A 25,021-nucleotide genomic window follows, 5' to 3' on the forward strand; every position below is an offset into this window, starting at 1 on the left:
TTCTCAACCCCGCAGCCCCGTCGAGATGATACAACCACCTATTTCTCCCCTAGCTCCCTATAAGCCTACATCACGGGTTGTGCGATGGTAGATGCAGATCCACTAAACATTGTATACCTGGCCTTACTGACAGTAGGCTGGCTAGCCAGCATAGGCGGCTTCATCGAATTTAGGAGAAGCCTTATGGGGGGCGGTTTCGTCTGCAAAGCCGAAAACAAGGGTTGGATAAGCTGTAGGTCAGCCTACGTCATACCCCAGGCGTTCATAGCCGGGCGAATCCACCTCTCGGAGCTCGCCCCCATATACTTTACCGCCACGCTTGCAGCCGCCCTCCTGGGGGTGCTCCTAGACATAGGCCTTCTACTCGGTATTTCACAACTGCTCACGGCTGCTGGAGCAGCTGCTGTGCCGTATCTCGTATACCTTGAGGTGAGGGTTGCAAGGGCAATATGCCTGTGGTGCACTGTAATGCACATCTCCCTAATACTAGCCCTAGCGGCAGCGGCGGCGGAGGTTTTAGGAGGTTAAGAGCCCTGATCAAAGCTGTTATATAGCGGAGGTAGCCCCTGTAATGGCCTCCCAAAACAGGACTACCTACATTTTAATAGCAGGCCTTCTGCTCGTCGTGATAGTCGTCGGGGCCGCTCTACTCCTCCGACCAGGCGGCGAAGAGACGGCGACCACCACCCCTGTAGAGACAGAGGAGACCGGGGTAACAACAGAGGCAACGGGTGTAACGACAACCACGGCGACGACTACAGAGGGGGGTGTTGGAGGAGGTGCGGAAACCACGACCGAGACAAAAGTCGAGACAGGGCCAGTAGTGTTAAGGGTTCTGACCCGCCATCCAGGGGAGATACAGCTGGCGGCGAAGGAGGAGTTCCTTAAGAGTGATATAGCTAAGAGGTATAATATCGTTGATATAAAGTTCTACTCCGTGCCGCCCGTGAGCTGGATAAGCGCCATAGAGAGTAGAGGCGATATAGACGTCGCCTGGGGAGGCGGCCCAACCCTATTCGACCAGCTATACCAGGCGGGCTACCTAGCCCCCCTCACCAGCGACGCCGCCCTCAATGCCGCTGCACAGATCCCAGACCTCTTTGCCGGTGCCCCTATGAAGCGTGTAGACAGCGAGGGAAGGATATACTGGGTTGCAGCCAGCGTCGCCAGCTTCGGCTTCACGGTGAACCATGACGTGCTAAACCAGTACAACCTACCTGTTCCTAAGAGGTGGGCCGACCTTGCGTCACCCGTGTACGCCGGCCCTCTTGTCCTCGAGAACAGACCAGTGATTGCGATAGCAGACCCAACTAGGTCTACAAGCAACACTAGGATGTACGAGATAATACTCCAGGCCTACGGCTGGGAAGAGGGCTGGAGGGTCCTCACTGGAATGGCGGCTAACGCCCTGGTTGAAGGCGGTAGCGCGGAGGTTAGGGACGATGTTATCCAGGGTAGGGTGGCTATAGGGATAACAATCGACTTCTACGGCTACACAGCTATGAAGGCCAACCCGGCTACAGAGTATATCATACCTGAGGGGGAGACCATCATAAACGGCGACCCCATAGCCCTCCTCACAACTTCCAAGCACCCCGAGGCGGCACAGGCTTTCATAGCGTGGGTGCTAACTGAGGGCCAGAAGATATGGTTCAGGGAGGACATCAACAGGCTGCCCTCTAACCCGAAGGCTTTCGAGCTGCCCGAGGGCAGGGAGAGGCAGGACCTCAAAACAATATACGACAAGCTCTCCCAGGCTAAGTCTATGGAGTTCAGCGACGAAGAGGCACTTAAAATAGAGTCGGCTATGCAGCTCTACTTCAAGGCAACACTGGTAGACCTGAACGGGATACTTAAGGAAGTGTGGATGACTATGGTCCAGCTTCTCATGGAGGGCAAGATAGACGAGCAGACTTTCAACGACTACATGTCCAGACTCGGGTCGCCTCTAAAGTATCTCGACCCAGCCACCGGCGAGGAAAAGGTGTTTACAGAGGAGGACGCAGCAAGGGTTACTGGCGTGCTTAGGGAGAACCCGAGGCTTAAGGATGCTTACATCTCGGCGTGGAGGGAAGCTGCTATAGCGAAGTACGAGTCCCTCCTCGACGAGCTCTCCTCGCTAGGGGGCTGAGCAAAGGCCTTGCCCAGGCGGCTAGACCCGAGTGCCCTCATATTCACAGCATTCCCGCTAGCCTTTTTCACCCTCCTGCTCATAGCTCCACTGGCCCTCCTGCTCTACAAGCCCCTCGTCACCCTCGTATCCATCGACTACCCCCTGGGGGGCCTCCTCGACTATCCTTTCGTTAGCAAGAGGCCGCTTGGCTCCCACTTCAAGTATATAGACCTCCCCACCGGTCCCGACAAACTCATAATTTCTCTAAAGGACTACGGCGTCATAGTCAACACAGTAATAGTGGCAACCCTAGTAACCCTATTCTCCACTATTGTAGGCACAGCAGCAGCACTCCTAACATCCTCATACTATTTCCCAGGGAGGGATGTGGTGAGGATAGTGATGATGCTGCCGCTTCTCTACACCCCCTTCGTAAACGCGTTCGTAGTCTACAACCTCTTCGGCAAGGACAACGGGGTTCTAGCGTCGATCACCGGGTCACTCTTTGGAGTGTCAGTCTACTTCCAGGGCCTAGCCGGGGTCATCCTAACACAGACCCTCATGTTCTGGCCTATAGTCTATGTTAACGCGTTTGCAAGCATGGTACAGATAGACCCTAGCCTCAAAGAGCAGGCCGAAAACCTTGGCGCGCGGGGGCTGAGGCTCCACAGAACAGTAACCCTACCCCTCGCCATGCCGGGTATAACGGCTGGCGCCGCCCTCGTCTTCATATTTAGCATGGAGGACCTCGCAGCGCCCATAGCATTCAGGGTGGACAACGTTATCTCCAGGTGGATAGTCAACGAGATTCTGGCCTCGCCGAGCGTCGAGGAGATCTCTGTGGACACCCTGATACTAGCCCTGATTCTTGTGAGTACAGCCAGCCTCTGGTTCGTCACCGTGAAGAGGTACCTCAGCCTACGCCAATACGCTATGCTTCAGAAAGGCGGTGTTAGAGAGCGTAGGCTCGAGGAGCCGGGGCCCCTTGCGAAGGCCCTCATATACCTCATCCTTATACCCTGGATACTCGTAAGCATCTCACCCCAGCTAGGAGTCGTCGTGTACGCCTTCAGCGAGAGCTGGATTGGCACCGTGCCCCAGGGCCTCACCCTGGATCACATGAGGGAGGTCCTGAGCGACGGTCGAGTGGTGAACGCCTTTAGGAATAGTGTGACCTACGCCCTACTCGCCTCGATCATCTCAATAGTAATAGCTGTGACAACATCGTATTCGGTTGAGAGGCTTAGGACGAGGCTCTCGGAGCCCCTAGACGTCCTGGCGACAATACCTATAGCCCTCCCCGGCCTGGCCCTAGCCCTCGGGTTCCTCATAATGTTCTCAACAGACTTTACCAAAGGCACGATACTAGACCCCTACGAATTCCCAGCCCTCTTCCTGGTCCTGGCATACTCGGTTAGGAAGAGCCCCTTCGCCACCAGAGCAGCCTTCGCCGGGCTGAAGCATCTCCACAAGAGCCTGGAAGAGGCTGCGATGAACCTTGGGGCCAGAAGACTTAGGGTTATACGGGACATAACGGTGCCTCTCATAGGCATAAACCTCCTGGGTGGTGTGCTCCTAACTTTCGTCTACAGCGTCACAGAGGTGAGCACCAGCATAACGATAGGCGGTCTCAACGAAGACTACTCTCCCATAACATACATAATCTACGACTACGTAACCGGGGGTTATGGGGGAGGAGCTTTCGTGCACCTGGCAGCATCCATAGTGGTTATATTGATGGCTATACAGGTAGCGGCTATAACTTTCGTGAACGTGGCGTTGAAGCAGAGGTACGCATTCATAGGGGTGTGAAGCACCCGTGGCTGGCATAAATCTGGAAGGGGTGACAAAGAGGTTCGGCACCACTGTAGCCCTCGACAGTGTCAGCCTTGAGATCAGCGATGGAGAGATCTTCACGCTCCTAGGCCCCAGCGGCTGCGGGAAGACAACTACCCTGAGAGTTATAGCGGGCTTCGAAACCCCCGACGAAGGGAGGGTCTACATAGGGGATAGGGACGTTACAATGCTGAAACCTTATGAGAGGAACACTGCTATGGTTTTCCAGAACTACGCCCTCTGGCCTCATATGAGGGTGTTCGACAACATAGCCTACGGCCTAAAGCTCCGCAAGCTGCCTAGGAGCGAAATTGTCAGGCGTGTTAGGTGGGCTGCCGAGCTTCTCGAGATCGACCATCTTCTGGACCGCTACCCCCACCAGCTGAGCGGGGGGCAGCAGCAGAGGGTGGCGGTGGCGAGGGCTATAGTGACGGAGCCCGAGGTCCTCCTCATGGACGAGCCTCTAAGCAACCTAGACGCCCACCTCAGGCTGAAGATGAGAGAGGAGATAGTTAGGCTTCAGAAGAGGCTCGGCGTCACCATAGTCTATGTGACCCATGACCAGGAGGAGGCCCTTAGCATAAGCCACAGGGTGGCAGTTATGAACAGGGGTAGGGTAGAGCAGGTGGGGACGCCTGTGGAAGTCTATGAGAAGCCGGCTACATATTTCGTGGCAACATTCATAGGGAGGTCCACTGTTCTTGAGGGCATTGTCTCCGAGGTACTGGGCAGCGGTATGGTTAGGGTCATGATTGAGGGGGGCCTTTCCATAGTGGGGACCGACATGGAGGGGGGCCTTAGGGAGGGTGAGAGGGTCAGGGTGGTAATTAGGCCTGAGAGGGTCAAGGCAGGCAGCGAGTATAACGGGGAGAATGTGTTCGAAGGAACAGTCTCTCTAGCCATGTTTCTAGGCTGGAGAACACAGCTCAAGGTAGAGGTCGGGGGCCAGGAGATCACAATATACTCTGACCCGCGTAGAGCACCGGCGCCAGGCCAGCCCGTGAGGTTCTACGTGGACCCTGAGGAGGCTAAGGTCTACAGGCACACTGGCAGCAGCTAGCACTTCCTACATGGCCCCGGTATGCCAAGCCCCGCGTCGACCCTATCCCAAACTATGTTAACAAGTGCTGGGGCGACATTGAGTGGAGCGGGGGTGTAAACCCGCTCTGCAGCCCCCGCCTCGCTGCACAGCTTATCGCCGTAAACCGCCCTTCTATACGCTGCAAGCTTCTCTTCATCCCGCCATACTCCCCCGCCTGCGTAGTCTACGCAGAGCAGCTCCTCCGGCTTCACGCCGATGTAGCTCATCACATCCCTAACCCCCCCTTGTATGAGGGAGGCTCCCAGGGGTCGGCCCCTCAAAACCGCTTTAACCCACCCCTCTAGACTGTCTGCGTCGGGGTAGAGTCTTCTCACGTCGGAGGACCTCGCGAGTATCCACCTAGCCCCAAGCCTCACAGCAGCAAGAACTCCCTGCCTGACTCCATGGGACAGGAGGAGGCTTGAGGAGATGAACACTCCGGCTTCGAGGGGGGTGCCAGCTGCTCCTATGTGTATCCTGCCGGCCTCCAACCCATCCCCCCAGGATATGTGCATCTAGATCTCCTAGATCTCCATGCCCAGCCTTCTCAGGAGCCGTTTGTCGCGCTTCAGCTTCTTCATCATTGTCTTAAGGTTCTTGTAGTAGGTTAGCAGCTCCCTCACGTCCTCAACGCTTGTGCCGCTGCCTATGGCTATTCTCCTCATCCTCCTCTTGTCAATGATATCAGGCCTGTCTAGCTCCTCGTACGTCATACTCTCTATTATAGCCATCCACCTCCTCATCTTCTCCTCACCCAGCTTTAGCGCCCCCTCGTCTATGCTAGCCAGCATGGAAGCACCCGGCAGCATCTGGAGGACCTTGCCCAGGGGCCCCAGCTTTCTCATAGCCTTAAGCTGTCTATATATCGTGCGCATCGTTATCCTCCCCTTCAAAACATCTTCAGCCGCCTTATCGAGCTCGCTAGCCTCCTCCAAGCTCCTTATCCTTTCAAGGAGGCTCTCCAGATCGCCCATGCCCAGTATCCTGGCGACGAACCTCCTAGGTGCAAATGGCTCCAGCTCGCTCAGAGTCTCTCCTGTACCTATGAACTTTATCCTCGCCCCCGTAACGGCTGCCGCTGTAAGGGCGCCGCCGCCGCGGGCTGTGCCATCCATCTTAGTTATTATTATGCTGCCTATGGGGGTTGACTTATGGAACCTCTCAGCCAGGGACATAGCCTTCTGGCCTATACTCGCGTCTATAACCAGGGCCACCTCATCAGGTCTTACCTTAGAGGCTATAGCCCTCATCTCCTCGAGCAGCTTGGCCTCCTCGCCGTGCCCGTGACGGCCAGCGGTGTCAACTATCACTACCTCGGCCCCCCGCTGGAGAAGCTCCTCCAAACCCCTCCTAGCTATATCCGCCGGGTCCCCCTCCTTCTCGCCGTAGAACATAGCCCCCGCCTCCTCAGCCAGCCTCTTGAGCTGCTCGTATGCTCCTGGCCTGTGGGTGTCGCTGCTGACCAGGCCCACCTTATAGCCGCGCCTCACATAGTAGTATGCCAGTTTTCCGGCGGTCGTAGTCTTACCCGAGCCCTGAACTCCGACGAGCAGTATGACCCACGGCGTCTTAGGCGGCTCCACCTGGGGCTCCTGCTCGCCCCCGAAAAGCTTCACAAGCTCCTCATAAACTATCTTTATCATCCAATCCCTCCTAGTGACGCCCGGAGGGGGCTCCTCCTTGAGCGCCCTCTCCCTTATGCTCCTAGTGACGCTCAGCACCAACTTTACATTCACGTCAGCCTTTATCAACTCCCTCTGCAGATCCCTGAGGAAGGCGTCAACGGCCTTCTCATAGACTCCCCCTCCCTTCAAGAACTTGGCTACAGCCCTCCTAACGCCCTCCATCATAGGCAGCGCCAACCCCACCTCCTAAGAGTAGGAGGCTGCAGGGGATAAAGGGCATGTAGAGGCTTGTACCGGAAAGCTAAAGCCCCAGGGAGGCCACATACCACTGACACTTGGGCTGTGAGGCCGTTCCGGCGGCTCCGGAGCCGCTCTGGCTGTGGGAGCGGCTGTGGGGACCGCTTCGCTGGGCCGAGCCTCTAACCTATATTAGGCCTTCCCCCATGTTGGAATACAGGGATTAGGCGTTGGCTGAGGAGACTAGCTTCAAATATATAGTCAGGATAGCGGGTGTCGATATAGATGGAGATCTAAAGCTGCCCTACGGGCTGGCCAGCATTAAGGGCATCGGATATACCACGGCCATGGCTGTAATCCGTATGCTAGGCCTCGACCCCGAGAAGAAGGTAGGTTTCCTGACGGAAGAGGAGATTAGAAGGCTGGACGAAGTCCTGAGGGATATAACCCAGCTCGGCCTTCCTAAATGGCTCTACAATAGGAGGAGAGACTACGAGACTGGAAAGGATCTCCATCTCATAGGCAACGAGCTGATATTCTACGCTAGGAGGGATATAGAGAGGGAGATGAAGATCGGGTCGTGGAGGGGTATAAGGCATAAGTACGGGCTGAAGGTCAGAGGCCAGAGGACGAGGACCACGGGCAGGCTGGGCATGACAATAGGCGTCCGCAAGAAGAGGTAGCCCTCGGGGGTGGGGGGTTATGGGCGATCCCAGGAAGCCTAGGAAGAAGTGGGAGGGCCCGAAGCACCCGTGGATAAAGGAGAGGCTGGAGCGTGAGAGGGAGCTTATGGGGCGTTACGGGCTGAGGAATAAGAAGGAGCTTTGGAAGGCCGAGACGCTGGCTAGGAGGTTTAGGCATAGGGCAAGGAGCCTGCTAGGGCTGCCGCCGGAGGTTAGGAGAGAGGCTTCGCGGGTACTTGTCGAGAGCCTGTACAGGATGGGGCTGATAGACAACCCGAATGTAGACATCGACGAGGTCCTGGGTATAAACGCTGAGAAGGTTCTGGAGAGGAGGCTCCAGACGATAGTGTATAAGAAGGGGCTGGCGAATACCATATACCAGGCCAGGCAGCTTGTGGTACACGGCCACATAGCCATAGCTGGCCGGAGGGTCACAAGCCCCGGCTACCTGGTCAGCAGGGAGGAGGAGAAGCTAATAGATTATGCCCCTGGAAGCCCGTTTAAGGAGAAGGCGGAGGAAGCTGCACAGGCGTAGAGGGGGTGTTGAGTATTGGCTATGTACCCGAGGGAGCTTAAGTGGGGTGTAGCCCACATTTATAGTAGCTTCAACAACACGCACGTCCACATCACAGACCTCACAGGGGCTGAAACGGTAGCCAGGGTGACTGGGGGTATGGTTGTTAAGGCCGATAGAGAGAAGCCAAGCCCCTACGCAGCCATGATAGCCGCCAGCAGGGCGGCTCAGAAGGCTATGGAGCGCGGTATAGCGGCTATACACATTAAAGTCAGGGCGCCCGGCGGCCACGGCCCCAAGACCCCGGGGCCTGGGGCCCAGGCCGCTATAAGAGCTCTAGCCAGGGCTGGCTTCATAATAGGCAGGATCGAGGATGTAACGCCGATACCCCACGACACCACGAGGAGGCCGGGCGGCAGAAGGGGTAGGAGGGTATAGCCTCCGGGAGACTCATGCCCATCGGCCAATATGTTTTCACCGGGTTTAGCACCAGCCAGCATGGTTGCGGGGTGTCTATTCGGTGGCTACGTCCCAGGAGCGTAGTGTTGATGTAGTGGAGCTAGATGGCCTCAGGATAAGGCTTAGGATAAAGGGTTATCCCGTCGTCCTTGTTAACGCGGTGAGGAGGACCGTTTTGAGCGATGTACCCACAATGGCTGTGGACTACGCCTACATATTCGATAACACTACTGCAGTCTACGACGAAATGGTAGCCCACAGGCTTGGCCTGGTTGTTCTAGACAGCAACGAGGCTGTAGAGAAGTATAAGAGGCCTGAGGAGTGCGCTGGTAAGGAGCCTAGCGAGGAGGATTGTTTCGTGGAGGTGAGCCTGGAGGCCGAGGTAGAGGCTGAGGGTGAGACGGGCAGGTATATAACAGCAGGCGACCTGTCGATAAGCGATCCCCAGGTAAAGCCAGTCTATCCCGATACCCCCCTCATATACGTGGCGCCCGGCCAGAGGATTCATGTCCAGGCCTTCGCACGCCTCGGAAGGGGCAGGGAGCATACCAAATGGTCGCCCGCGAGCCTCTCGGTTCTCAGGTACACCCCCGTACTACTATACGACGGCTCGAAGGCCAGCCAAGAATGTCTCGAATGCCTCTCAGCCCACCCAAATGTTGTGGAGGCACTAAAATCGGGGGGTAAAGGGAGCCTGGTTTTAGAGGGTCTAAGGAGGACAAGCGGGCTGAGATACTGCGCTGAAACAGCGTGCCGAGGAGCCGTAGAGGTCCGCTACGACAGCGGCATACTGGACCTCGAGGTGGAGTCCACGGGCGCCCTCAAGCCGGAGAAGATCGTGGAGCTTGCTCTCCGGGAGCTGGAGGAGAAAGTTAAGAGGTTTGCAGAGGCCGTAGAGAGTGTGGGTGTAGAGGAGTCATGAGGCCCACCGGACCCACTAGCCTGGTTACCCGGAGGATAGTAAGCGAGCTTAGAAGGGCTGCAAGGAGGAACTCAGCGCCTGTATGGCGGAGGGTTGCGGAGCTTCTTGAGAGGCCGCGTAGGAGGAGGGCCGAGGTTAACCTGAGCAAGATAAACAGGTACGCCAGCGACGGGGAGATGGTTGTGGTGCCAGGTAAGGTCCTCGGGACTGGGTCGCTGGAGAAGAAGGTTACAGTGGCCGCCCTCTCCTTCAGCCTCCAGGCCCTGGTCAAGATAAGGCTCTCGGGCTCTAGGGCTATAACCCTGGAGCAGGCTGTCAGGGAGAACCCCCGGGGGAGCAGGACGCGCATAATAATATAGGCCTAGGGTCATCGGGATAGTGTGGGGGTTTGAGTCTGTTGGCCGGCGATGGAGAATCTAGGGAGATCGTTGTTGACGGGTCCGGCATGATAATGGGCCGCCTGGCCAGCCTGGTGGCCAAGCTCCTGCTGGCCGGGTGGAGTGTGAAGGTGGTTAACGCCGAGAAGATAGTGTTGAGCGGCGACCCGAAGATGGTTGTGGAGAGCTATAGGAGGACGGTCCTGGGGGTTAAGAGCCGCTTCAGCCATAAGTGGAGGCCTAAGAGGCCTAGGACCCCCCAGAGGCTGTTTAAACACGCTGTGAGGGGGATGCTGCCCAGGAATAAGGCTAGGGGTAGGGTGGCGCTTTCAAGGCTTAAGGTGTATGTGGGTGTGCCCGAGGAGCTTAAGAACAGGGAGTTGGTTAGGTTCCCCGAGGCCGATGCATCAAGGCTCGGAGCCCACTTTATCGAGCTCGGAGCCGTGGCCAGGCAGCTCGGGTGGAAGGGGGGTGTTGAGAAGTGAGCGCCGAGCAGGCCCCACCGGTTGAGAGGATAGTGATATCCACGGGGAAGAGGAAGAGGGCCATAGCGAGGGCTGTGATAAGGCCTGGCAAGGGTAGGGTGTGGATTAACGGTGTCCCCCTCGAGATATATCCGATAGAGATGGCGAGGATAAAGATGATGGAGCCCCTGCTAATAGCGGGTGAGAGCGTAAGAAACCTCGTAGACATAAGAGTTAGAGTAGAAGGAGGAGGTGTAATGGGGCAGGCCGACGCCGTGAGGATGGCGATAGCCCGCGGGCTCGTCGAGTTCTTCAGGTGTGAGGAGAGCGACGATGAAGTGTGTAGGAGGATGGACAAGATAAGCAGAGACCTTAAAACGGCGTTCTTGGAGCACGACAGGACCATGCTCGTGGGTGACCCTAGGAGGACGGAGCCGGAGAAGTACATGAGGTATAGCGCCAGGAGGAGATGGCAGAAGTCGTACAGGTGACACGCCATGCTACCCCCCGTCAGGTGTTTCACGTGCGGCAGGCCCTTAGGCCACCTCTGGCCCAGGTTCAGGGAGCTGGTGGCCTCGGGGAAGACCCCTGGCGAGGCTCTTGACGAGCTAGGCGTCGACAGGTACTGCTGCAGGAGGACGCTGTTCACCAGCGTGACGTACATAGAGCAGGCCGCAAAATATAGGGTCGGGATACCTGTTCCTCCAGAGAGGCTTAAGATCTGGGGGTGAAGTAGGCCGTGAGCACACAGGTTAGGGAGACGCTTGTCCCCGCGGAGCTCTATAGAAAGGCTGGCGTGGTATACGGCACCCAGATATGCACTAGGTATATGAGGCAGTTTGTCCACAGGATACTGCCTGAGGGGTACTACCAGCTAGACTATCTCAAGATCGATGAGAGGCTGGCGATAGCGGCCAAGTTCCTCTCAATGTTCGAGCCTGAGAAGATAGCTGTGGTCAGCGTCAGGATATACGGTCAGAAGCCTGTGAGGATGATGTGTGAGAGGATAGGGTGCAAAGCCATAACCGGCCGTATAATACCGGGCACCTTCACCAACCCGAACCTAGAGCACTATGTAGAGCCGGACGTTGTCATGGTCACAGACCCCAGGATGGACAGGCAGGCCGTTGTGGAGGCCAGCAAAGTAGGCGTCCCTGTAGTAGCCCTAGCAGACACAGACAACAGCATAGAGAACCTCGACCTAGTCATACCGGCTAACAACAGGGGGAGGAGGAGCCTAGCCCTCATCTACTGGATACTGACGAGGGAGATACTGAGGAGGAGGGGTGTGCTAAAGCCTGACGAGGACCTCGACGTGAGCTACGAAGAATTCATGGCCAGGAAAGTGTTCAAATAGCCACAATACCCCCAGGGGCCACCCTCTCTCCAGTCACTGATAAACTGGAGTCTCGAGGACCTCGCCGGGATAGTTATTTTACTTTTACTCGGGCATCCTCCTCTCGAAGACTGGCCTCCCCCTGACAGTGGGGGGCGCGAGCCAGTCTATAACCTCCCTCACGTTGGGGTGTTCTATCGTGATCCTTATAGCTCCCATGGGGCTCTCGTGGTCGCTTGACACGAAGCTTAACCTGCCCTTGTAAGCGGCCTGCTTGTGGAGGTGTATAATCATCCTGTCAGGGCCCTGCAGGCCCTTCTTCATTGCCCCCCTGGCCGCATCCAGTATCCTCTCAGCCCGCAGTATGCTGTGCAGCCTGGAGAGGCTTGCTAGGGTTGACGACTCCCCCACGAGTATCTCCGTGCTCCCGATCTTCTCAAACCTGACTGTATCGGGCTCCACCACGTTCCTAACGGCTTTCAAAACCTTCTCCCTATCCTCGGTAGGCCTGACCTCGGCCTCCACAGTCACCCTAACCCTACTACGGGTCCCCTCCACAGGCCGCCACCCTCGCAGCCCTTCTAGCCTCGAGCTCAAGGTCCTCCAGGCTCCCAGTATTTACTATTAGATAGTCCGAGAGGGCTAAAGCCTCACCCACCCCGAGCTTTAGGTTGCTGGCGTCCCTAAGAGCCAGGACCTCCTCTAGAGTCTCGCCGGCCCTCCGCCTCCTCATAAGCCTCTCAAGCCTCCTCTTCCTCGGCGCGTACACGCCAACCACGAACACCCGCCACCCGGCGCTGGCGAGGACCTCAGCCTCCTCAACGCTTCTAAGCCCGTCTAGGACATAGGACCTCCCGGGCTCTAGCCTTTCTATGAGGAGTCTCGCTACTGCAGCCCTCCCAAGCTCCTCCCTGAGCGTCCTTGCAACCCTCTCAACGTTCTCGGGCGTCGGCTCCAACCCTCTTCTAACCGTCTCCTCCCTAACCACATCACCCATAACTCTAACCTCCACCCCAAGCTCCTCAGCGATTATCCTGGCTGCAACGCTCTTACCACTTCCCGGAAGCCCGGTAACGGCTACTATGAGCCCCTGGGGCGGGGCCAAAGCCTCCTCACCCGCCGAACTCCTCCAGGGCCTCTAGCAGCGCGTCCAGGTCCTCGCTAGAGTTGTAGAAGTGGATTGAAACCCTGATGCTCCCGGGCCTGACGGACGCCACTATACCGCGGGACTCGAGGAACCTGCCTAGCCTTTCCGGCTCCCTATGCCTGAAAACCACTATACCAGCCGTCATGCCCCGTGGGGTCACAGTCTCTACCCCCATGCTGGCTAGCGAGTCTATGAGCCGCTGGACCAGCCTTCCCGTGTGGCTGTTGTAGAGGCCGGGCGCGTCGTAGACGGTGAGGAGCTTTAGAGAAGCCTTTAGGCTCACGAACGCTATGGCGGGCCATGTCCCCCACTCCAGCACCTTAGCGTCTCTCGCCCTCCTAAACTCTGAGAGGTCGAAGGGCCTCGAGAAGAGGGGCTCCCCCCTCGCAAGCCTCTCCATCACAGAGTCGTCGATAGCCATCCAGCCGGAGAACATGGGGTCGAGGCTTGGGAGGAGCTCCTGGGAGACGTAGGCGAAGCCGCCTCCGTGGAGGCCTAGGAGCCACTTGTAGCTCCCTGTAAACGCCGCGTCAAGCCCTAGCTTCTTAACGTCGAGAGGGTGGACGCCCGCGGCGTGGAAGACGTCGCTCACCATCAACGCACCGTGGCTGTGGGCCAGCTCGGCGAGGGCCCTCAGGTTCTCCCTACACCCCGTTATCCAGGAGACCATGTCCACGTATACTATGGAGGTGTTGTCGTCAACAAGCCTCTCGAACCCATCGAGGCCCACGCAGCCGTCGGTGGCGCGGGCTATCCTCACCTCTCGTATAAGCCCCCTCCTAGCCATGGCGTGGAACGTATAGACGCCGGTGGGGAAGTTGGTCTCGCTCACCACAACGTTAGACTCCCGCGGGAGCTTCAGGCTGGAGAGGAATGCGTTAAGCCCGTATGACACCCCGGGTACGGCAGCCACCTCCTCCAGCTTCGCCCCCACCATAGAGGCGAAAAGCCTCCTCGCCTCCACTATGTCCTCCAGAGCCTCGCCCCAAGGCTCCCCCTCTCTGTTCCACAGGTCGAGGAAACCCTCTACAGCCTCCTTGACGTCGAGCGTCAGGGGGCCAGCGCCGGCGGTGTCGAGATATATCTTCCTGGAGAATATGGGGATCCGAGACCTAACCTCTGTTAGCCAAGAGCTGCTCAAACACACCACACCTCTAAGGCCTGACACTATTGTGAGGAGGCCAGGCTAGAAAACGGTTGAGAGCGGGCCGTACGGGGGGCTCTCTCGGGTGGCTACATTTTTTCCAGGGGCTCGACGCCCAGGAGCCTGAGCCCCTCTCCTATGACGCTCTTCACTAGGAGGACGAGCGCGGCCTTGGCGTGCCTGGCCCCCTCCCACTCCTCGTGTATAACACTGTCCTTCTGGTACCACGAGTTGAACATGTCGGCGAGCCTCAGCAGGTAGGATGCTAGGTCCTCTGGAGCTAGGTCGTCGGCAGCTTTTGCCGATACTAGGGGGAACCGGAGTGCCTCCACGAAGATCTCCCTCCTAGCACCCTCTTCCAGGCTGGCCGGGTGGGCCTTGAGATAGTCTATCTCACCGTGTTTCTCCAGGATGCTCGAGGCCCTGGCGTGCGTGTACTGGAGGTAAGGCGCTGTGTTCTCCTTCAAGTCTAGTATCCTCTCCACGTCAAGCGTTATCGGCTTCAGCCTACCAGGCCTAACCAGGGCGAACCTTATGGCCCCCACTGCGATCTTCTCCGCAGTAGCCTCTATCCACCCCCTATCGGCGCCGGGGTTCCTGGACTCGACCTCCCTAACGCTCCTGGCCTTCGCCATATCCAGGAGCTCGTCCAGAGTCACATACTCCCCCCTCCTGCTGCTCATCCTCCTCCCGGGGAGGCTGACTATCTCGTAGTCATAGTGCATCATGTTGAGGGCCTCCCTCCTGTAGCCCAGCCCCAGGAGGGCCAGCCTTATCTGGAGCTGGGGCAGCCTCTGGTCAGCCCCTATCACGTTTATAACCCTGTCGGCCCCTGTCACCCTAAACTTGTACACGCTATAAGCCAGATCTCTCGTCGTGTAGAGCGTGGTGCCGTCGCTCCTCACAAGTATTAGGGGGGGTATCTCCAGGCTTTTAGGCAGCTTTATGTAGGAAGACGCCTCAGGGTCTCGGGCGAGGACCTCGCGGGCGATCCTTGGTATGTCGAGGGCTATAGCATCCTTGTGTACCGTCAGGAACGGGCTACGCCTAGCCTCCTCTATAATCTTCTCCACGAGCCTGCTCCACAGGAGGTCGCTCTCCCAGTCCCAGTCGTCGAAATCAACCCCGAACCTGCGCAGCGTCTCCCTGAAGCCCTCGAGGACGGCGGAGACAACCCCCCTAATGAGGCTCTTCTCAGGCTCCTCACCCCTCTCATACCTCCTCATCATATCGGAGACGAGCCTCTCAGGATCTTCCAGAGAGCCCACGGACTCGAGTATACGCTCGAAAACCTCCTTGTCACCCCTCTCCTTGAGCCTGGCTAGTATAGATAGGGCCTCGTCAACCTTCGAGGTCTCACCCCTCCGCCTCGCAGCAACGGCTTCCAGAGCGTTATGTGTGACCGCGTAGACCCAGCCAACGGCGTGGTCAACCTTAACACCCATCCTCGAAGCAAGCTCCCCAGGCGTAACCCCGGATAGCCTGAAGCCTAGCGAAGCCACAACAGCCTGCCTACCAACGTCGTCAATATAGAACCTCGTGTTAACCCTGTGCCCCCTAGCCTTCAACAGCCTTGCGAGAGCATCGCCTAGGGAGGAGTTCCTGGCGTGCCCCAGGTGCAGGGGGTGTATGGGGTTGGCGCTTGTGTGCTCCACCACTATAGTCTCCGGCCTGGAGGTCCTCGCCATCGAGGGGCGCCAGCCCGATGATAGGAGCCTGAAAACCTCGTCCCCCAGCTTCTCCACGTCAAAGACAATGTTGAGGTAGCCGGCCTCGAGCCTTGGGGAGGCCCACGTTATCCCCCTCTCCCACAGCTTCCCCCTGAGAGACTCAACTATCGAGTCAGCGCTCGCGTTTGAGGACCTGGCGAACCTCATAAGCGGGAATCCAAGGTCACCATACTCCCTCCTAGGCGGGGGGGCTAGGAGGCGCTCCACAACGCCTATATCAACGCCGAGGACCTCGGATAGGTAGCTCGACACTATACCGTGGAGCCTCGTCAGGGGGTCTATCGAGTTCACCACTCTATATACACACCCAGTTTCAGGTCTAGATGCTGGCCTCTAAATTTTTCCCGTCCCCAGGCTATCCACCGACAAGTGATACAACGATCCACCTAGCCCCCCCGGGTCTCCACAGCAGCCCCAGGGCGATGCCCGGCTGTATAAACCTCGTCGTCAACCAGGTACGTGCGATGCACAACCGGGACTACTGCAAACACGCTAGACTACACGCTATTCAAGACTCCCCGGGGACCCCATTATGACAGGGCTTGCAGGCGGCTGGCGGGGTTTCCGCCGAATTGTGGCTTAGGCCTGCTTCAGATTAAAACCCTTCCGAGTCCAATACATGTTAAACAGGAGTTAACTGGTAGTGTGGTGGGTGGTTGCTCATGCTTCCTGTTAGGAGGATAGACAAGTACGTGTGGATGATTCCCCAGGACGCCAAGCCTTGTATGAGGGTTCCCGCTATTGTCTATGCCGACGACTTTCTGATCGAGAAGATGAAGCAGGATAAGACGCTTCTCCAGGCAGCCAACGTGGCGTGCCTTCAAGGTATTCAGAAGTACTCTATAGTAATGCCAGACGGACACCAGGGATACGGCTTCCCGATAGGCGGAGTCGCAGCCATGGATATTGAGGAGGAGAACGGTGTCATAAGCCCTGGCGGCGTAGGCTACGATATAAACTGTGGGGTCAGGGTTCTAAGGACTAATCTCACAGAGGAGGATGTTAGGCCTAAGCTGAAGGAGCTTGTGGACACGCTCTACTACAACGTCCCCAGCGGGCTGGGGAGCACTGGCAAGGTTAAGCTGAGCATCCAGGAGCTGGACAAGGTTCTGGACACGGGTGTGGAGTGGGCTATATCCAGGGGATACGGCTGGGCCGAGGATAAGGAGCACATAGAGGAGAGGGGCAGCTGGAGCCTGGCGGACTCGAGCAAGGTCAGCCAGACGGCGAAGAGGAGGGGGGCCGAGCAGCTGGGCACCCTCGGCAGCGGCAACCACTTCCTCGAGGTCCAGGTTGTGGAGAGGGTCTTCGACGAGAGGATAGCCAAGGCTTATGGCCTGTTCGAGGGGCAGGTTGTGGTTATGATACACACTGGCAGCAGGGGTCTCGGCCACCAGGTTGCCAGCGACTATCTAATGGTGATGGAGAGGGCAATGAGGAAGTACGGGACCATACCGCCTGACAGGGAGCTAGCCAGCATACCATACAACTCGCCTGAGGCCCAGAACTACGTTAGGGCTATGGCCGCGGCCGCGAACTTTGCATGGACTAACAGGCAGATGATAACCCACTGGACTAGGGAGAGCTTCAGGAAGGTCTTCCACCAGGACCCGGACAAGCTCGGCCTCGAGATAGTCTATGACGTGGCTCACAACATAGCTAAGATTGAGGAGTACGATGTAGACGGGAAGAGAAAGAAGCTGGTGATACACAGGAAAGGAGCCACAAGAGCATTCCCGCCCGGCCACCCAGAAATACCCAGGGACTACATGGACGTAGGCCAGCCTGTGCTAATACCCGGCAGCATGGGGACAGGAAGCTACATACTAGCCGGCGTCCCCGAGGGAGTGAAGAGCTGGTACACAGCCCCCCACGGCGCCGGGAGGTGGATGAGCAGGTCCAGGGCTAAGAGGACTAAGACGTTCAACCAGGTCCTCGAGGAGCTGGCCGCCAAGGGCATCTACATAAGGGCGAGCAACCGGGCGACCGTCGTGGAGGAGATGCCGGAGGCTTACAAGGACGTCGACAGGGTCGCACAGGTGGCACACGCCGTCGGTATAGGGAGGCTCGTTGCGCGCATGAGGCCTATTGGCGTGACCAAGGGCTAGGCGGCCACACGCTCCAGCCCCCAAACACCCTACCCCTCCCCCCTCAGCTTTTTCAAAGCCATCTCAGCGTAAGTCTCACTCACCCTCCTATCCCTTAGCCCGAGCATAGACTCCACCCTCTCTATACTCTCCGGCTCCCCGGCCTCGATCTCCACGAAACACCCAAGCGACTCCACACTATCCAAGGTGACAATAACCCCCCTGCCCCTGTAGTACCGTCGCCTTTTCCTCACAGCTAGGGCCTCCTCAAAGCCTAGCCTAGCCAGTAGGAGGCGGGCCTCCTCAACGCTGGAGAGACTGATCTCTATCTCCTCCCTAGCCTTGAAACCCCCCTCCATCCTCGGCCCCTTGTAGGTGAGCTTACCCCCTCCACCGCTGTAGACTCTAAGCCTGAGCGCCTCGTCCCTCGATAGCATGTCCCTACAGGGGTGCCTATAGTATATGTCGACCTCCAGACTCTCCTGCTCGAAGGTGAAGCCTGCGCCCCGCAACACCGCCTCGATGGTCTCGATCTCACCACACTCTATCCTATACTTTGACTCAATCTCAACTCCCCTACCCAAACGCTACACCCCCAGAGGAGGCCTGGCGGGAGGGGTGCTCAGAGAGGGTGACAACAGATCATCCCCCGGCAGTCTGGGTCGCAGCCGTCACCACTCATCACAGCCATCTATAAGGCTGAGGACCTGGAGGGTGTTAAGCCTAGCTCGCCCAGCCTATTCGGCCGGGTCCAGCCACACAATATCGCTCTCGTCGGCTATCACATATATATAGGCTGGGGGGTGTCTCGCGTGGTCTGTAAGTATTATCGCCACAACGCCCTCCACGCCAGCCCTTAAGGTCCTCGTCTCCCCCTTCCCCGTTAATATGTAGGAGAGAACAGTCCTCTCGCCAACACGAGTGCCCTCTAGAGAGAAGTGGCTAACCTGGACTCCCGCCGCCTCCACTAGCTTAACCCTCGTGCCCTCCCTCAGCATGAGCCCCTTCATACCCCTCCAGGGTATGAGTACTACGAAGCTTCTGACCACCTTAGAGCCCACGATGTCTATAGACTCCTTGATAGCGTGCTCGTAGACTGCTAGCCCGTAGCGCTTCAGCCCCTCGACAGGCCCCCTGTAGTACTTTCGACGCTCCACGTCCACCCATATGCTCCTCTCGGAGGTGCGGTCCTCTATGTAGAGCTCGGGGAACCTGTAGTCTTCGGGGCTATACTCCTCCCCCCACCCCCTCTTCTCCCTCGCAGACCCGCTCATCTACTTCTCCCTCTCGACAATATAGTCTAGGAGCTGGTTTAGCAGCTCCTTCGCCTCCCCGTCAACAGCCGGGACCCTGGCGAGTATGTCCCTGGCCCTCTCTACGTAGAAGCGGGCTCTAGACTCTGCATAGTCCAGAGCCCCCGACTCCACTATTATAGACGCAGCCCTCCTCAGCTCCTCTTCGCTAGCCTTGGGGCCTACTAGGTCGACAATCTCCTTCCTCCCCGCCTTCTTCACAGCGTATATGACTAGCAGCGTCTTCTTCCCCCTCCTCAAGTCGTTGTAGACAGGCTTCCCGGTCACCTTCGGATCGCCTATCACACCCAGTATGTCGTCCCTTATCTGGAAGGCCACCCCAGCGTTCATGCCGACCTCGCCCATAAGCTTCTCCAGCTCACTACTAGCACCAGCCGCGACGGCCCCTATGCGGGCGGCCGCCTCTATAAGGGCCCCGGTCTTCAGCCTGACCATGTTGAGGTAGTCGGCGACGTCGACATCCCAAGTCTTCTCGAAGAGCATGTCGTATGCCTGGCCCCTGGATATTTGCAGTGCAGCCTCGGAAAGAACCTTGAAGGCCCTGTAGGCCTGCTCGAAGCTCATACCCCACTCCCTGGAGTCTGCTATCATCTTGAAGGAGGCCGCGTGGAGGGTGTCCCCAGCGAGTATAGCCCAGTCCTCCCCGTAGACTACGTGTGTCGCCGGCACGCCCCTCCTCATCTCATCCCTATCCATTATGTCGTCGTGGATAAGCGAGAACGTGTGCGCCGTCTCTATAGACGATGCGAGAGGGACGGCGCGGGCCTCAGCCTCAACCCCCCCGAGCATCCTCGCCGTCAAGAGCGTTATGAGGGGTCTAAGCCTCTTCCCCCCGGCCTTTATGAGATGTAGACTCGCGCCGCTCAGCCTGTCGGGGGAGAAGCTCATGAAGTCCATAATATAGTGGTCTATCAGCATCGAGTACCTGGACGCGGCTTCAAACAGTTTATCCCACTTCAAAACACCAACACCCTCAGCATCCCCGGGGCTCTAGGGCTGTTGTCGACAGCCTTTCAATCTTTAGCGGGAAGCCTACTTAACCTCTTTATAGGCGAGGGCCTCGAGCCTCAGTATATTGGCGTACCACCGCGGGTCTATACCTCTAGCGGCCGCCTCCTCCGCAAGCCTACCCCACACCACTATAGGCGCCCTCCAGAGGCCCCTCGCCCTCCTCTCGCCAACCATGTAAACAACAGTCCTGAGCTGATACTCGAACGCCCGCAAAAGCTTCAGAGTAGCCCCCCTACCCCCGGAGAGCAGGCTCCTTATAGCCGGTAGCGCTACGCCCGCGGCGTCAGCCCCAAGGGCTATGGCCCTGGCTGCGTCGAGACCGTTCCTAACACCCCCGCTCGCTATAATATACGCGTCGGGGGCCGCCGCCCTCGCCTCCATCACCGCAACGGCCGTGGGGTTGCCCCAGAAGTCCTGCAGCGGCCCCGCCTCCAGCGGTGACCCAGCCTTCTTACCCCTGAAGACCTCGATTTTAATCCAGTTAGTCCCTCCGAGCCCGGCGGTGTCGAAGCACCTAACCCCCAGCGCCCTAAGCTGGGCCACCGTCTCGCGGGAGAGGCCGTTGCCCGTCTCCTTGACTATAACCGGCACCCCAGCAGCCTCTGCAGCCTCGGCTATCTTCCCGATAACACCCCTGTAAAAGGGGTCTCCCTCGGGCTGGTAGGCCTCCTGCCCAGGGTTAAGGTGTATCGCAATAGCGTCCGCGTCAATCATCTCAACAGCCATCCTAACCTCCCTCACAGAGTAGCCGAGGGAGAGCTGCGGCGCTCCAAGGTTGGCTATAAGAAATGCATTGGGCGCCGCCTCCCTAGCGGCCCTGAAGGTCCTGGCGAGGCTAGGATCCTCTATAGCAGCCCTCTGGCTCCCAACGCCTATAGCTATACCCAGCTCCTCGGCGACGGAAGCCAGCTCCCTGTTTATCCACTCCACATCAGGGTGGCCCCCCGTCATACCCGTTATAACTAGAGGCGCCTTGAGCCTGCCCCCGCAGAAGTCTATCCCCAGGTCCACGTCCCCAAGGTTAACCTCTGGAGTGGGGTTGTGCACAATCCTGACATACTCGAGCAGCGTGGACTCTCTAGACTCGACCTTGCTAGACACTATCATCTTCAGGTGTTCTAGCTTCCTCGCTGAAGTGTCGCCTGTCAACGCGCCTCAACCCTTGTACCAACATTAACGCCTTTAAGAGCGTCTAAAAGTCTATCACCACCCACTATAACAACCCTGGAGACACCCCTCCTGGAAGCCTCCAGAGCAGCCCTAACCTTCCTAGCCATACCCCCCGTGGCATCCCCGCTCCCCAGGTCCTCGAACTCCCCCACACTCCTTATACTGGGGACAACGCGACCACCGCTCATGACGCCGGGCACGCGGGTCGCATATATGAGGCACTCGACACCCAGCTCCACCGCCAGCTGGGCTGCCAGGTCGTCCCCACTAACTATCTCAACACCGCCCTCCACCGGGACCGCGTCTCCGAATGTCATGGGCGTGAGGCCCAGGATATAGTCCCTCCTGAGAGGTTCAAGTATACACCCGCCTCCATAGCAGAATGTGTGGGGCGGGTGGACCGACACCTCCACACCGTGTCTCGCGAGGGACGCTACTACCTCCATAGCGAGCCTTAGCATAGCCTGCTGCACACGGGGCGCCGCCTCGAGCGTCAAGCCCCCCCGGGCCTCCGCCTCCGCCACAGCAGCGTGGCCGTAGCTACCGCCGCCGTGCACCAGTGCCGCCAGCCTGCCGACGCCCCTCGAGTAGGCGGCTATCTGCGATGCCGCGCTCTCAAGCATTGCACGGTCTATAGTGTAGGGTCTGCTCTTGAACGTTATCAGCCCGCCCCCCAGCTTAACCACGGCGCTGGAACACGGGCTTCTAGGTCCTGGGCCCGCCTTTTCCACCGCTACCACCCGTGCAGAGCCTGGTGAAATAGCCTGGCATGTCTGGCGTCCAGACGCACCCGCCCCCCGGGTCGCCCAGGCCCCAGACAATATTGGCCACCCCATCCTGGATTGGCTTCATGTCCCCAACAATCCTGGCCAGAGGCTGTCCCTCGCCCAGCCTGACCGCGGCCTCGAGTACAGCAACCCCGGCTAGGTGAACTAGGGCGTTGTAGGTGTCCATGCCTATCCTCTCCCTCGAGACCCTTGGCTCAACCCTCACCAACCCGCCCGAATACCCTGCTTCTATAAACTCCTCGCCGTATAGGGCCAGCTCCTCCTCATTCCTATACACGGCAACCCTCCCCTCGGCCGAGGATAGCCTGGCAGACGATATCACCGGGTGCCAGCTCCTGTCGTAGGAGAAGGGGTCGGCCACGGAGGCTAGCTCGAGTATCTCGTGTGAGGAGAGGTGCTCGCCGTGAGCCTCAGCTACCCAGTAGACTAGGGCTACAGTTGCCGCTGCATACAGTGGTAGCCCTCTATAGCGGTGGCGGCCTACGCTTCTCACAGAGACGCAGTAGCCGGCGTCTATACCCTTTAGAAGGTTGTCGGCGAAACCGGCTATCTCGCCGCTAACATCCCCTGCATCAGCCCGGCACTCCTGGCTTCGGGCTATCTCGAGGCGTACCCTGCCCAGCGGCGCCGCTATGACAGGGTTTTCAGAGTCGGGTATAGGCACTCCTAGTATGGGAGCCGCCACTGCTACCTCAAGCCCCGATGGGCTCTCTACAGCCAACCCTCTAGACCCTCACAGCAGGATAGCCTACTACCCAGGCCTTCTCCCCGGTGACGTCGCCAGAGTTCGCGTACGCCAGCACCCTCGGTTTAACCCCCGCAAGCCTCCCCGCCTCGACAGCGGCCGCTATTGGCGAGGGGCCGCAGGCGCTTATCGCGTTGGCCTCTATAATCCTGAAAACACCATCGGGATCGCCCTCCTCGATAGCCTTCAGCAGAAGGAGGTCCTTCCTCCTGTTCTCCTCGTAGGGCTCATAGTGGTTGAGGTCGCTTGTAGCGATAAGCACCGTGTTAACCCCGTTCTCCTCTCTCAGCCTGTAATAAGCCCTGGCTATCCTGATGGAAATGTCGAGGGTCTGGTGAAGCACCACTATCGGCACTATCTTAAACTCCCCCCCATAAAGGTATTGCAGGAAGGGCAGCTGGACCTCCAGGCTGTGCTCGTATATATGGCCCTCGTCGTCCGGCGCCACTATGCCGCTGTACTCCACAACAAGCCTCCCAACCTCGGAATCCACTTCAACCTCCCCAAGAGGGGTGCGCCACACACCCTCATCCCACAGGCTCGCAGCAAGCCCGAGGCCAGTGTGGTTTGGCCCGAGCAGAACAACGACTTCAGGCTTCCTCCCTAGGGAGAGGTCGTAGTAGACGTGGGCCGCTATTGGGCCGCTGTACATGTAGCCCGCGTGGGGTGGTATGTAGGCTATAGCCTGCTCTCTAGACCCCCCGCCCTTTAGAGGCAGCTTGCCTGGTCCTAGGGGGTGTGTGAAGGATGACTCTATAGACCTGACTAGCTCCTCCGGGCTGGCGGGGTAGAAGGTGCCAGCGTGGGCCGGGTTCCTTATCTTCACCTAAGCGCCACCCACGAGTATGGGTTTGTGGCTAGCGGGGTAATGGCTTTAGGCTTTACACACAGGCCTTCCTAGGCCACCCTCCTTGCGAGCCTTGTGTAGTACCTTAGGTATATGATCACTATCACGGCCGCCCTCCCCAGGATGTCGACGGCCATCGCCAGCCAGGCCCCCAGCACGCAGAGGCCCGGGGGCATGAGGCCCGGGAGGAGGTAGGCCGGGATAACCCTGAGAAGGTATAGGCTGCCCAGGTTTACCAGGGTTGGCGTCCTAGTATCTCCAGCGTTCCTTATGATCTGGCCGGCCACCATTACAACCCCTAGGAGCGGCTCTGTAAGCCCAGCTATCACCAGGTAGACTGCGGACAGCCACGCGACTTCGGGGTCGCTCGTGAACACGGGAGTCACAAGCCAGCCGCCGACGGCCAGGGCCACGCCTACGGCCAGCCCCACTAGGGAGGAGAGCTTGATGAGCTCCCACCCCGTGCTCTTCGACTCGGCGATCTTACCAGCCCCAACCTCCCACCCCACCATGACGCCGGAGGCGGTTGCTATAGAGAACAGCGGCAGGAAAGCCAGGCTCTCTATCCTAACCCCTATAGTGTGGGCCGCCAGGGCCTCAGCACCGCATCTCGAAACGCTCCCCAGGTACACAACGTTTCCAACAACGAACACAACCCTCTCAACCATGCTGGGAAACCCTAGGGAGAGGATGCTGCGCGACACTGACGAGGGCTTGAGCGGGCGAAGGCTCAAGTCGAGGTACCGGGATAGGTGGACCAGGACAAGCAACCCAAGCAGCGAGGCGGCCACCGAGGCCCAGGCAGCCCCCTCCACCCCCAGGGCAGGAGCCCCCAGATGGCCGTAGATTAGTATAGGGTCGAGTATGGTGTTCGCCAGGGTGAAAACACCGCTCGAGTAGAGGATCGGCATCGTCTTACCTAGGGCACGGAACACCGCGTCGTAGAGTATGGTCAAGTAGTGGATAGCAACAGTTAGCAGGCTCACCGAGAGATAGCTCCACGCCAGCTGCTCCACCTCCGGGGCCAGTATCCGCAGCACACTCCTAGACACTAGGAAAGCCGCGGCACAGACAACTATGGATAGTATTATGGAGAGCGTAAGCCCCTCGCCAGAAGCCCTCTCGACCAGCTCCCTGTTCCCCGAGCCTATAGCCTGGCCGAGTATGACGAGTACTCCCATGTAGACCAGCGTGGAGAAAACCATGTAAAGCCATATCAGGTAGCCCGCGGCGCCAACAGCAGCTATACTCTCAGAGCCGAGTCCGCCGACGAAGTATGTGTCGACAATCCAGGCTATACTTAGAGCCGAGTCCGCGACCACCAGGGGCCAGCCTATGGAGATGGCTCTTCTAGCTACGTCTACCCTGACTAGCCTCAACCCGGCATACCTG

At 58.4% G+C, this 25,021-nt stretch carries 28 protein-coding genes; 14 read left to right on the top strand and 14 right to left on the bottom strand.

What is annotated here, in order from left to right:
* Positions 1-84: 84 nt before the first annotated feature.
* The 4 genes from ACAM_RS05485 to ACAM_RS05500 are packed head-to-tail and all read left to right on the top strand — an operon-like array spanning position 85 to position 5,009.
* Complete coding sequence (locus ACAM_RS05485; RefSeq protein ID WP_022541826.1) at positions 85-528, top strand: vitamin K epoxide reductase family protein; 444 nt, start codon at positions 85-87, stop codon at positions 526-528.
* A gap of 43 nt (positions 529-571) precedes the next feature.
* The gene (locus ACAM_RS05490) at positions 572-2,131 is read left to right on the top strand and encodes an ABC transporter substrate-binding protein (protein WP_022541827.1); all 1,560 of its coding nucleotides are present in this window, start codon (positions 572-574) and stop codon (positions 2,129-2,131) included.
* 9 nt (positions 2,132-2,140) lie between these two features.
* Complete coding sequence (locus tag ACAM_RS05495; protein ID WP_022541828.1) at positions 2,141-3,925, top strand: ABC transporter permease; 1,785 nt, start codon at positions 2,141-2,143, stop codon at positions 3,923-3,925.
* A 7-nt stretch (positions 3,926-3,932) separates the two neighbouring features.
* Complete coding sequence (locus ACAM_RS05500; protein ID WP_022541829.1) at positions 3,933-5,009, top strand: ABC transporter ATP-binding protein; 1,077 nt, start codon at positions 3,933-3,935, stop codon at positions 5,007-5,009.
* Here the strand turns inward: ACAM_RS05500 and ACAM_RS05505 are convergent.
* Entirely contained in the window at positions 5,006-5,521 is a 516-nt protein-coding gene (locus tag ACAM_RS05505; protein WP_062662094.1) for an RNA methyltransferase, read from the bottom strand. The genes ACAM_RS05500 and ACAM_RS05505 overlap by 4 nt on opposite strands.
* A 33-nt stretch (positions 5,522-5,554) precedes the next feature.
* Positions 5,555-6,880 carry a signal recognition particle protein Srp54 gene (locus tag ACAM_RS05510; RefSeq protein ID WP_022541831.1) on the bottom strand — a complete coding sequence of 442 codons (1,326 nt, stop codon included), beginning with the start codon at positions 6,878-6,880 and terminating at the stop codon, positions 5,555-5,557.
* A gap of 242 nt (positions 6,881-7,122) precedes the next feature.
* On the opposite strand from ACAM_RS05510, the gene ACAM_RS05515 reads away from it, so the two are divergent.
* The 9 genes from ACAM_RS05515 to rpsB all read left to right on the top strand — a co-directional run bounded on the left by ACAM_RS05515 (position 7,123) and on the right by rpsB (position 11,668).
* On the top strand, positions 7,123-7,575 hold the full coding sequence (locus tag ACAM_RS05515; RefSeq protein ID WP_022541832.1) for a 30S ribosomal protein S13: 453 nt from the start codon (positions 7,123-7,125) through the stop codon (positions 7,573-7,575).
* A 19-nt stretch (positions 7,576-7,594) separates the two neighbouring features.
* Positions 7,595-8,110, top strand: coding sequence for a 30S ribosomal protein S4 (gene rpsD, locus ACAM_RS05520; protein WP_022541833.1), 516 nt, complete (start codon positions 7,595-7,597; stop codon positions 8,108-8,110).
* Between the two features lie 15 nt (positions 8,111-8,125).
* The gene (locus ACAM_RS05525; RefSeq protein WP_010866566.1) at positions 8,126-8,527 is read left to right on the top strand and encodes a 30S ribosomal protein S11; all 402 of its coding nucleotides are present in this window, start codon (positions 8,126-8,128) and stop codon (positions 8,525-8,527) included.
* Positions 8,528-8,609: 82 nt separating this feature from the next.
* Entirely contained in the window at positions 8,610-9,470 is an 861-nt protein-coding gene (locus ACAM_RS05530; protein WP_022541834.1) for a DNA-directed RNA polymerase subunit D, read from the top strand.
* Entirely contained in the window at positions 9,467-9,829 is a 363-nt protein-coding gene (locus tag ACAM_RS05535; RefSeq protein WP_022541835.1) for a 50S ribosomal protein L18e, read from the top strand. The genes ACAM_RS05530 and ACAM_RS05535 overlap by 4 nt, the downstream gene beginning before the upstream one ends.
* Before the next feature lie 38 nt (positions 9,830-9,867).
* Positions 9,868-10,332 carry a 50S ribosomal protein L13 gene (gene rplM, locus ACAM_RS05540; protein WP_022541836.1) on the top strand — a complete coding sequence of 155 codons (465 nt, stop codon included), beginning with the start codon at positions 9,868-9,870 and terminating at the stop codon, positions 10,330-10,332.
* Complete coding sequence (locus ACAM_RS05545) at positions 10,329-10,802, top strand: 30S ribosomal protein S9 (protein WP_022541837.1); 474 nt, start codon at positions 10,329-10,331, stop codon at positions 10,800-10,802. Before rplM ends, ACAM_RS05545 begins: the two co-directional genes overlap by 4 nt.
* A gap of 6 nt (positions 10,803-10,808) precedes the next feature.
* Positions 10,809-11,042, top strand: a complete 234-nt coding sequence (locus ACAM_RS05550; protein WP_022541838.1) for a DNA-directed RNA polymerase subunit N — start codon at positions 10,809-10,811, stop codon at positions 11,040-11,042.
* Positions 11,043-11,050: 8 nt separating this feature from the next.
* Complete coding sequence (gene rpsB, locus ACAM_RS05555; protein ID WP_022541839.1) at positions 11,051-11,668, top strand: 30S ribosomal protein S2; 618 nt, start codon at positions 11,051-11,053, stop codon at positions 11,666-11,668.
* An 84-nt stretch (positions 11,669-11,752) separates the two neighbouring features.
* Here the strand turns inward: rpsB and ACAM_RS05560 are convergent, their stop codons facing one another.
* The 4 genes from ACAM_RS05560 to ACAM_RS05575 form a co-directional block, all read right to left on the bottom strand.
* The gene (locus ACAM_RS05560; protein ID WP_022541840.1) at positions 11,753-12,205 is read right to left on the bottom strand and encodes an RNA-binding domain-containing protein; all 453 of its coding nucleotides are present in this window, start codon (positions 12,203-12,205) and stop codon (positions 11,753-11,755) included.
* A complete protein-coding gene (locus ACAM_RS05565; protein WP_022541841.1) occupies positions 12,189-12,752 on the bottom strand; it encodes an AAA family ATPase in 564 nt (187 codons plus the stop codon). Before ACAM_RS05565 ends, ACAM_RS05560 begins: the two co-directional genes overlap by 17 nt.
* A 7-nt stretch (positions 12,753-12,759) precedes the next feature.
* Positions 12,760-13,935 (bottom strand): aminotransferase class V-fold PLP-dependent enzyme, encoded by a 1,176-nt coding sequence (locus ACAM_RS05570; RefSeq protein WP_022541842.1) that lies wholly within the window; start codon positions 13,933-13,935, stop codon positions 12,760-12,762.
* A 92-nt stretch (positions 13,936-14,027) separates the two neighbouring features.
* Positions 14,028-15,962, bottom strand: coding sequence for an arginine--tRNA ligase (locus ACAM_RS05575; RefSeq protein WP_022541843.1), 1,935 nt, complete (start codon positions 15,960-15,962; stop codon positions 14,028-14,030).
* A 368-nt stretch (positions 15,963-16,330) separates the two neighbouring features.
* Between ACAM_RS05575 and ACAM_RS05580 the strand changes: the two genes are divergently transcribed.
* On the top strand, positions 16,331-17,776 hold the full coding sequence (locus ACAM_RS05580) for an RtcB family protein (protein ID WP_022541844.1): 1,446 nt from the start codon (positions 16,331-16,333) through the stop codon (positions 17,774-17,776).
* A 29-nt stretch (positions 17,777-17,805) separates the two neighbouring features.
* Here the strand turns inward: ACAM_RS05580 and cyaB are convergent, their stop codons facing one another.
* From cyaB to ACAM_RS05615, 8 genes are all read right to left on the bottom strand, one after another.
* Positions 17,806-18,339, bottom strand: a complete 534-nt coding sequence (gene cyaB / locus ACAM_RS05585) for a class IV adenylate cyclase (protein WP_022541845.1) — start codon at positions 18,337-18,339, stop codon at positions 17,806-17,808.
* A gap of 153 nt (positions 18,340-18,492) precedes the next feature.
* Complete coding sequence (locus tag ACAM_RS05590; RefSeq protein WP_022541846.1) at positions 18,493-19,029, bottom strand: DUF2118 domain-containing protein; 537 nt, start codon at positions 19,027-19,029, stop codon at positions 18,493-18,495.
* A complete protein-coding gene (locus ACAM_RS05595) occupies positions 19,030-20,028 on the bottom strand; it encodes a polyprenyl synthetase family protein (RefSeq protein WP_022541847.1) in 999 nt (332 codons plus the stop codon). It lies immediately after the preceding gene.
* 72 nt (positions 20,029-20,100) lie between these two features.
* Positions 20,101-21,228, bottom strand: a complete 1,128-nt coding sequence (gene fni / locus ACAM_RS05600) for a type 2 isopentenyl-diphosphate Delta-isomerase (protein WP_022541848.1) — start codon at positions 21,226-21,228, stop codon at positions 20,101-20,103.
* Positions 21,225-21,980 (bottom strand): isopentenyl phosphate kinase family protein, encoded by a 756-nt coding sequence (locus ACAM_RS05605; RefSeq protein WP_022541849.1) that lies wholly within the window; start codon positions 21,978-21,980, stop codon positions 21,225-21,227. Before ACAM_RS05605 ends, fni begins: the two co-directional genes overlap by 4 nt.
* Positions 21,955-22,758 (bottom strand): hypothetical protein, encoded by an 804-nt coding sequence (locus ACAM_RS08360; RefSeq protein WP_022541850.1) that lies wholly within the window; start codon positions 22,756-22,758, stop codon positions 21,955-21,957. The genes ACAM_RS05605 and ACAM_RS08360 overlap by 26 nt, the downstream gene beginning before the upstream one ends.
* A gap of 4 nt (positions 22,759-22,762) precedes the next feature.
* Entirely contained in the window at positions 22,763-23,608 is an 846-nt protein-coding gene (gene amrB / locus ACAM_RS05610) for an AmmeMemoRadiSam system protein B (protein ID WP_022541851.1), read from the bottom strand.
* A 71-nt stretch (positions 23,609-23,679) separates the two neighbouring features.
* Positions 23,680-25,008, bottom strand: a complete 1,329-nt coding sequence (locus tag ACAM_RS05615) for an MATE family efflux transporter (RefSeq protein ID WP_022541852.1) — start codon at positions 25,006-25,008, stop codon at positions 23,680-23,682.
* Between the last annotated feature and the right edge of the window lie 13 nt (positions 25,009-25,021).

Origin of the sequence: Aeropyrum camini SY1 = JCM 12091, from assembly GCF_000591035.1 — an archaeon.
Lineage (GTDB): Archaea > Thermoproteota > Thermoprotei_A > Sulfolobales > Acidilobaceae > Aeropyrum > Aeropyrum camini.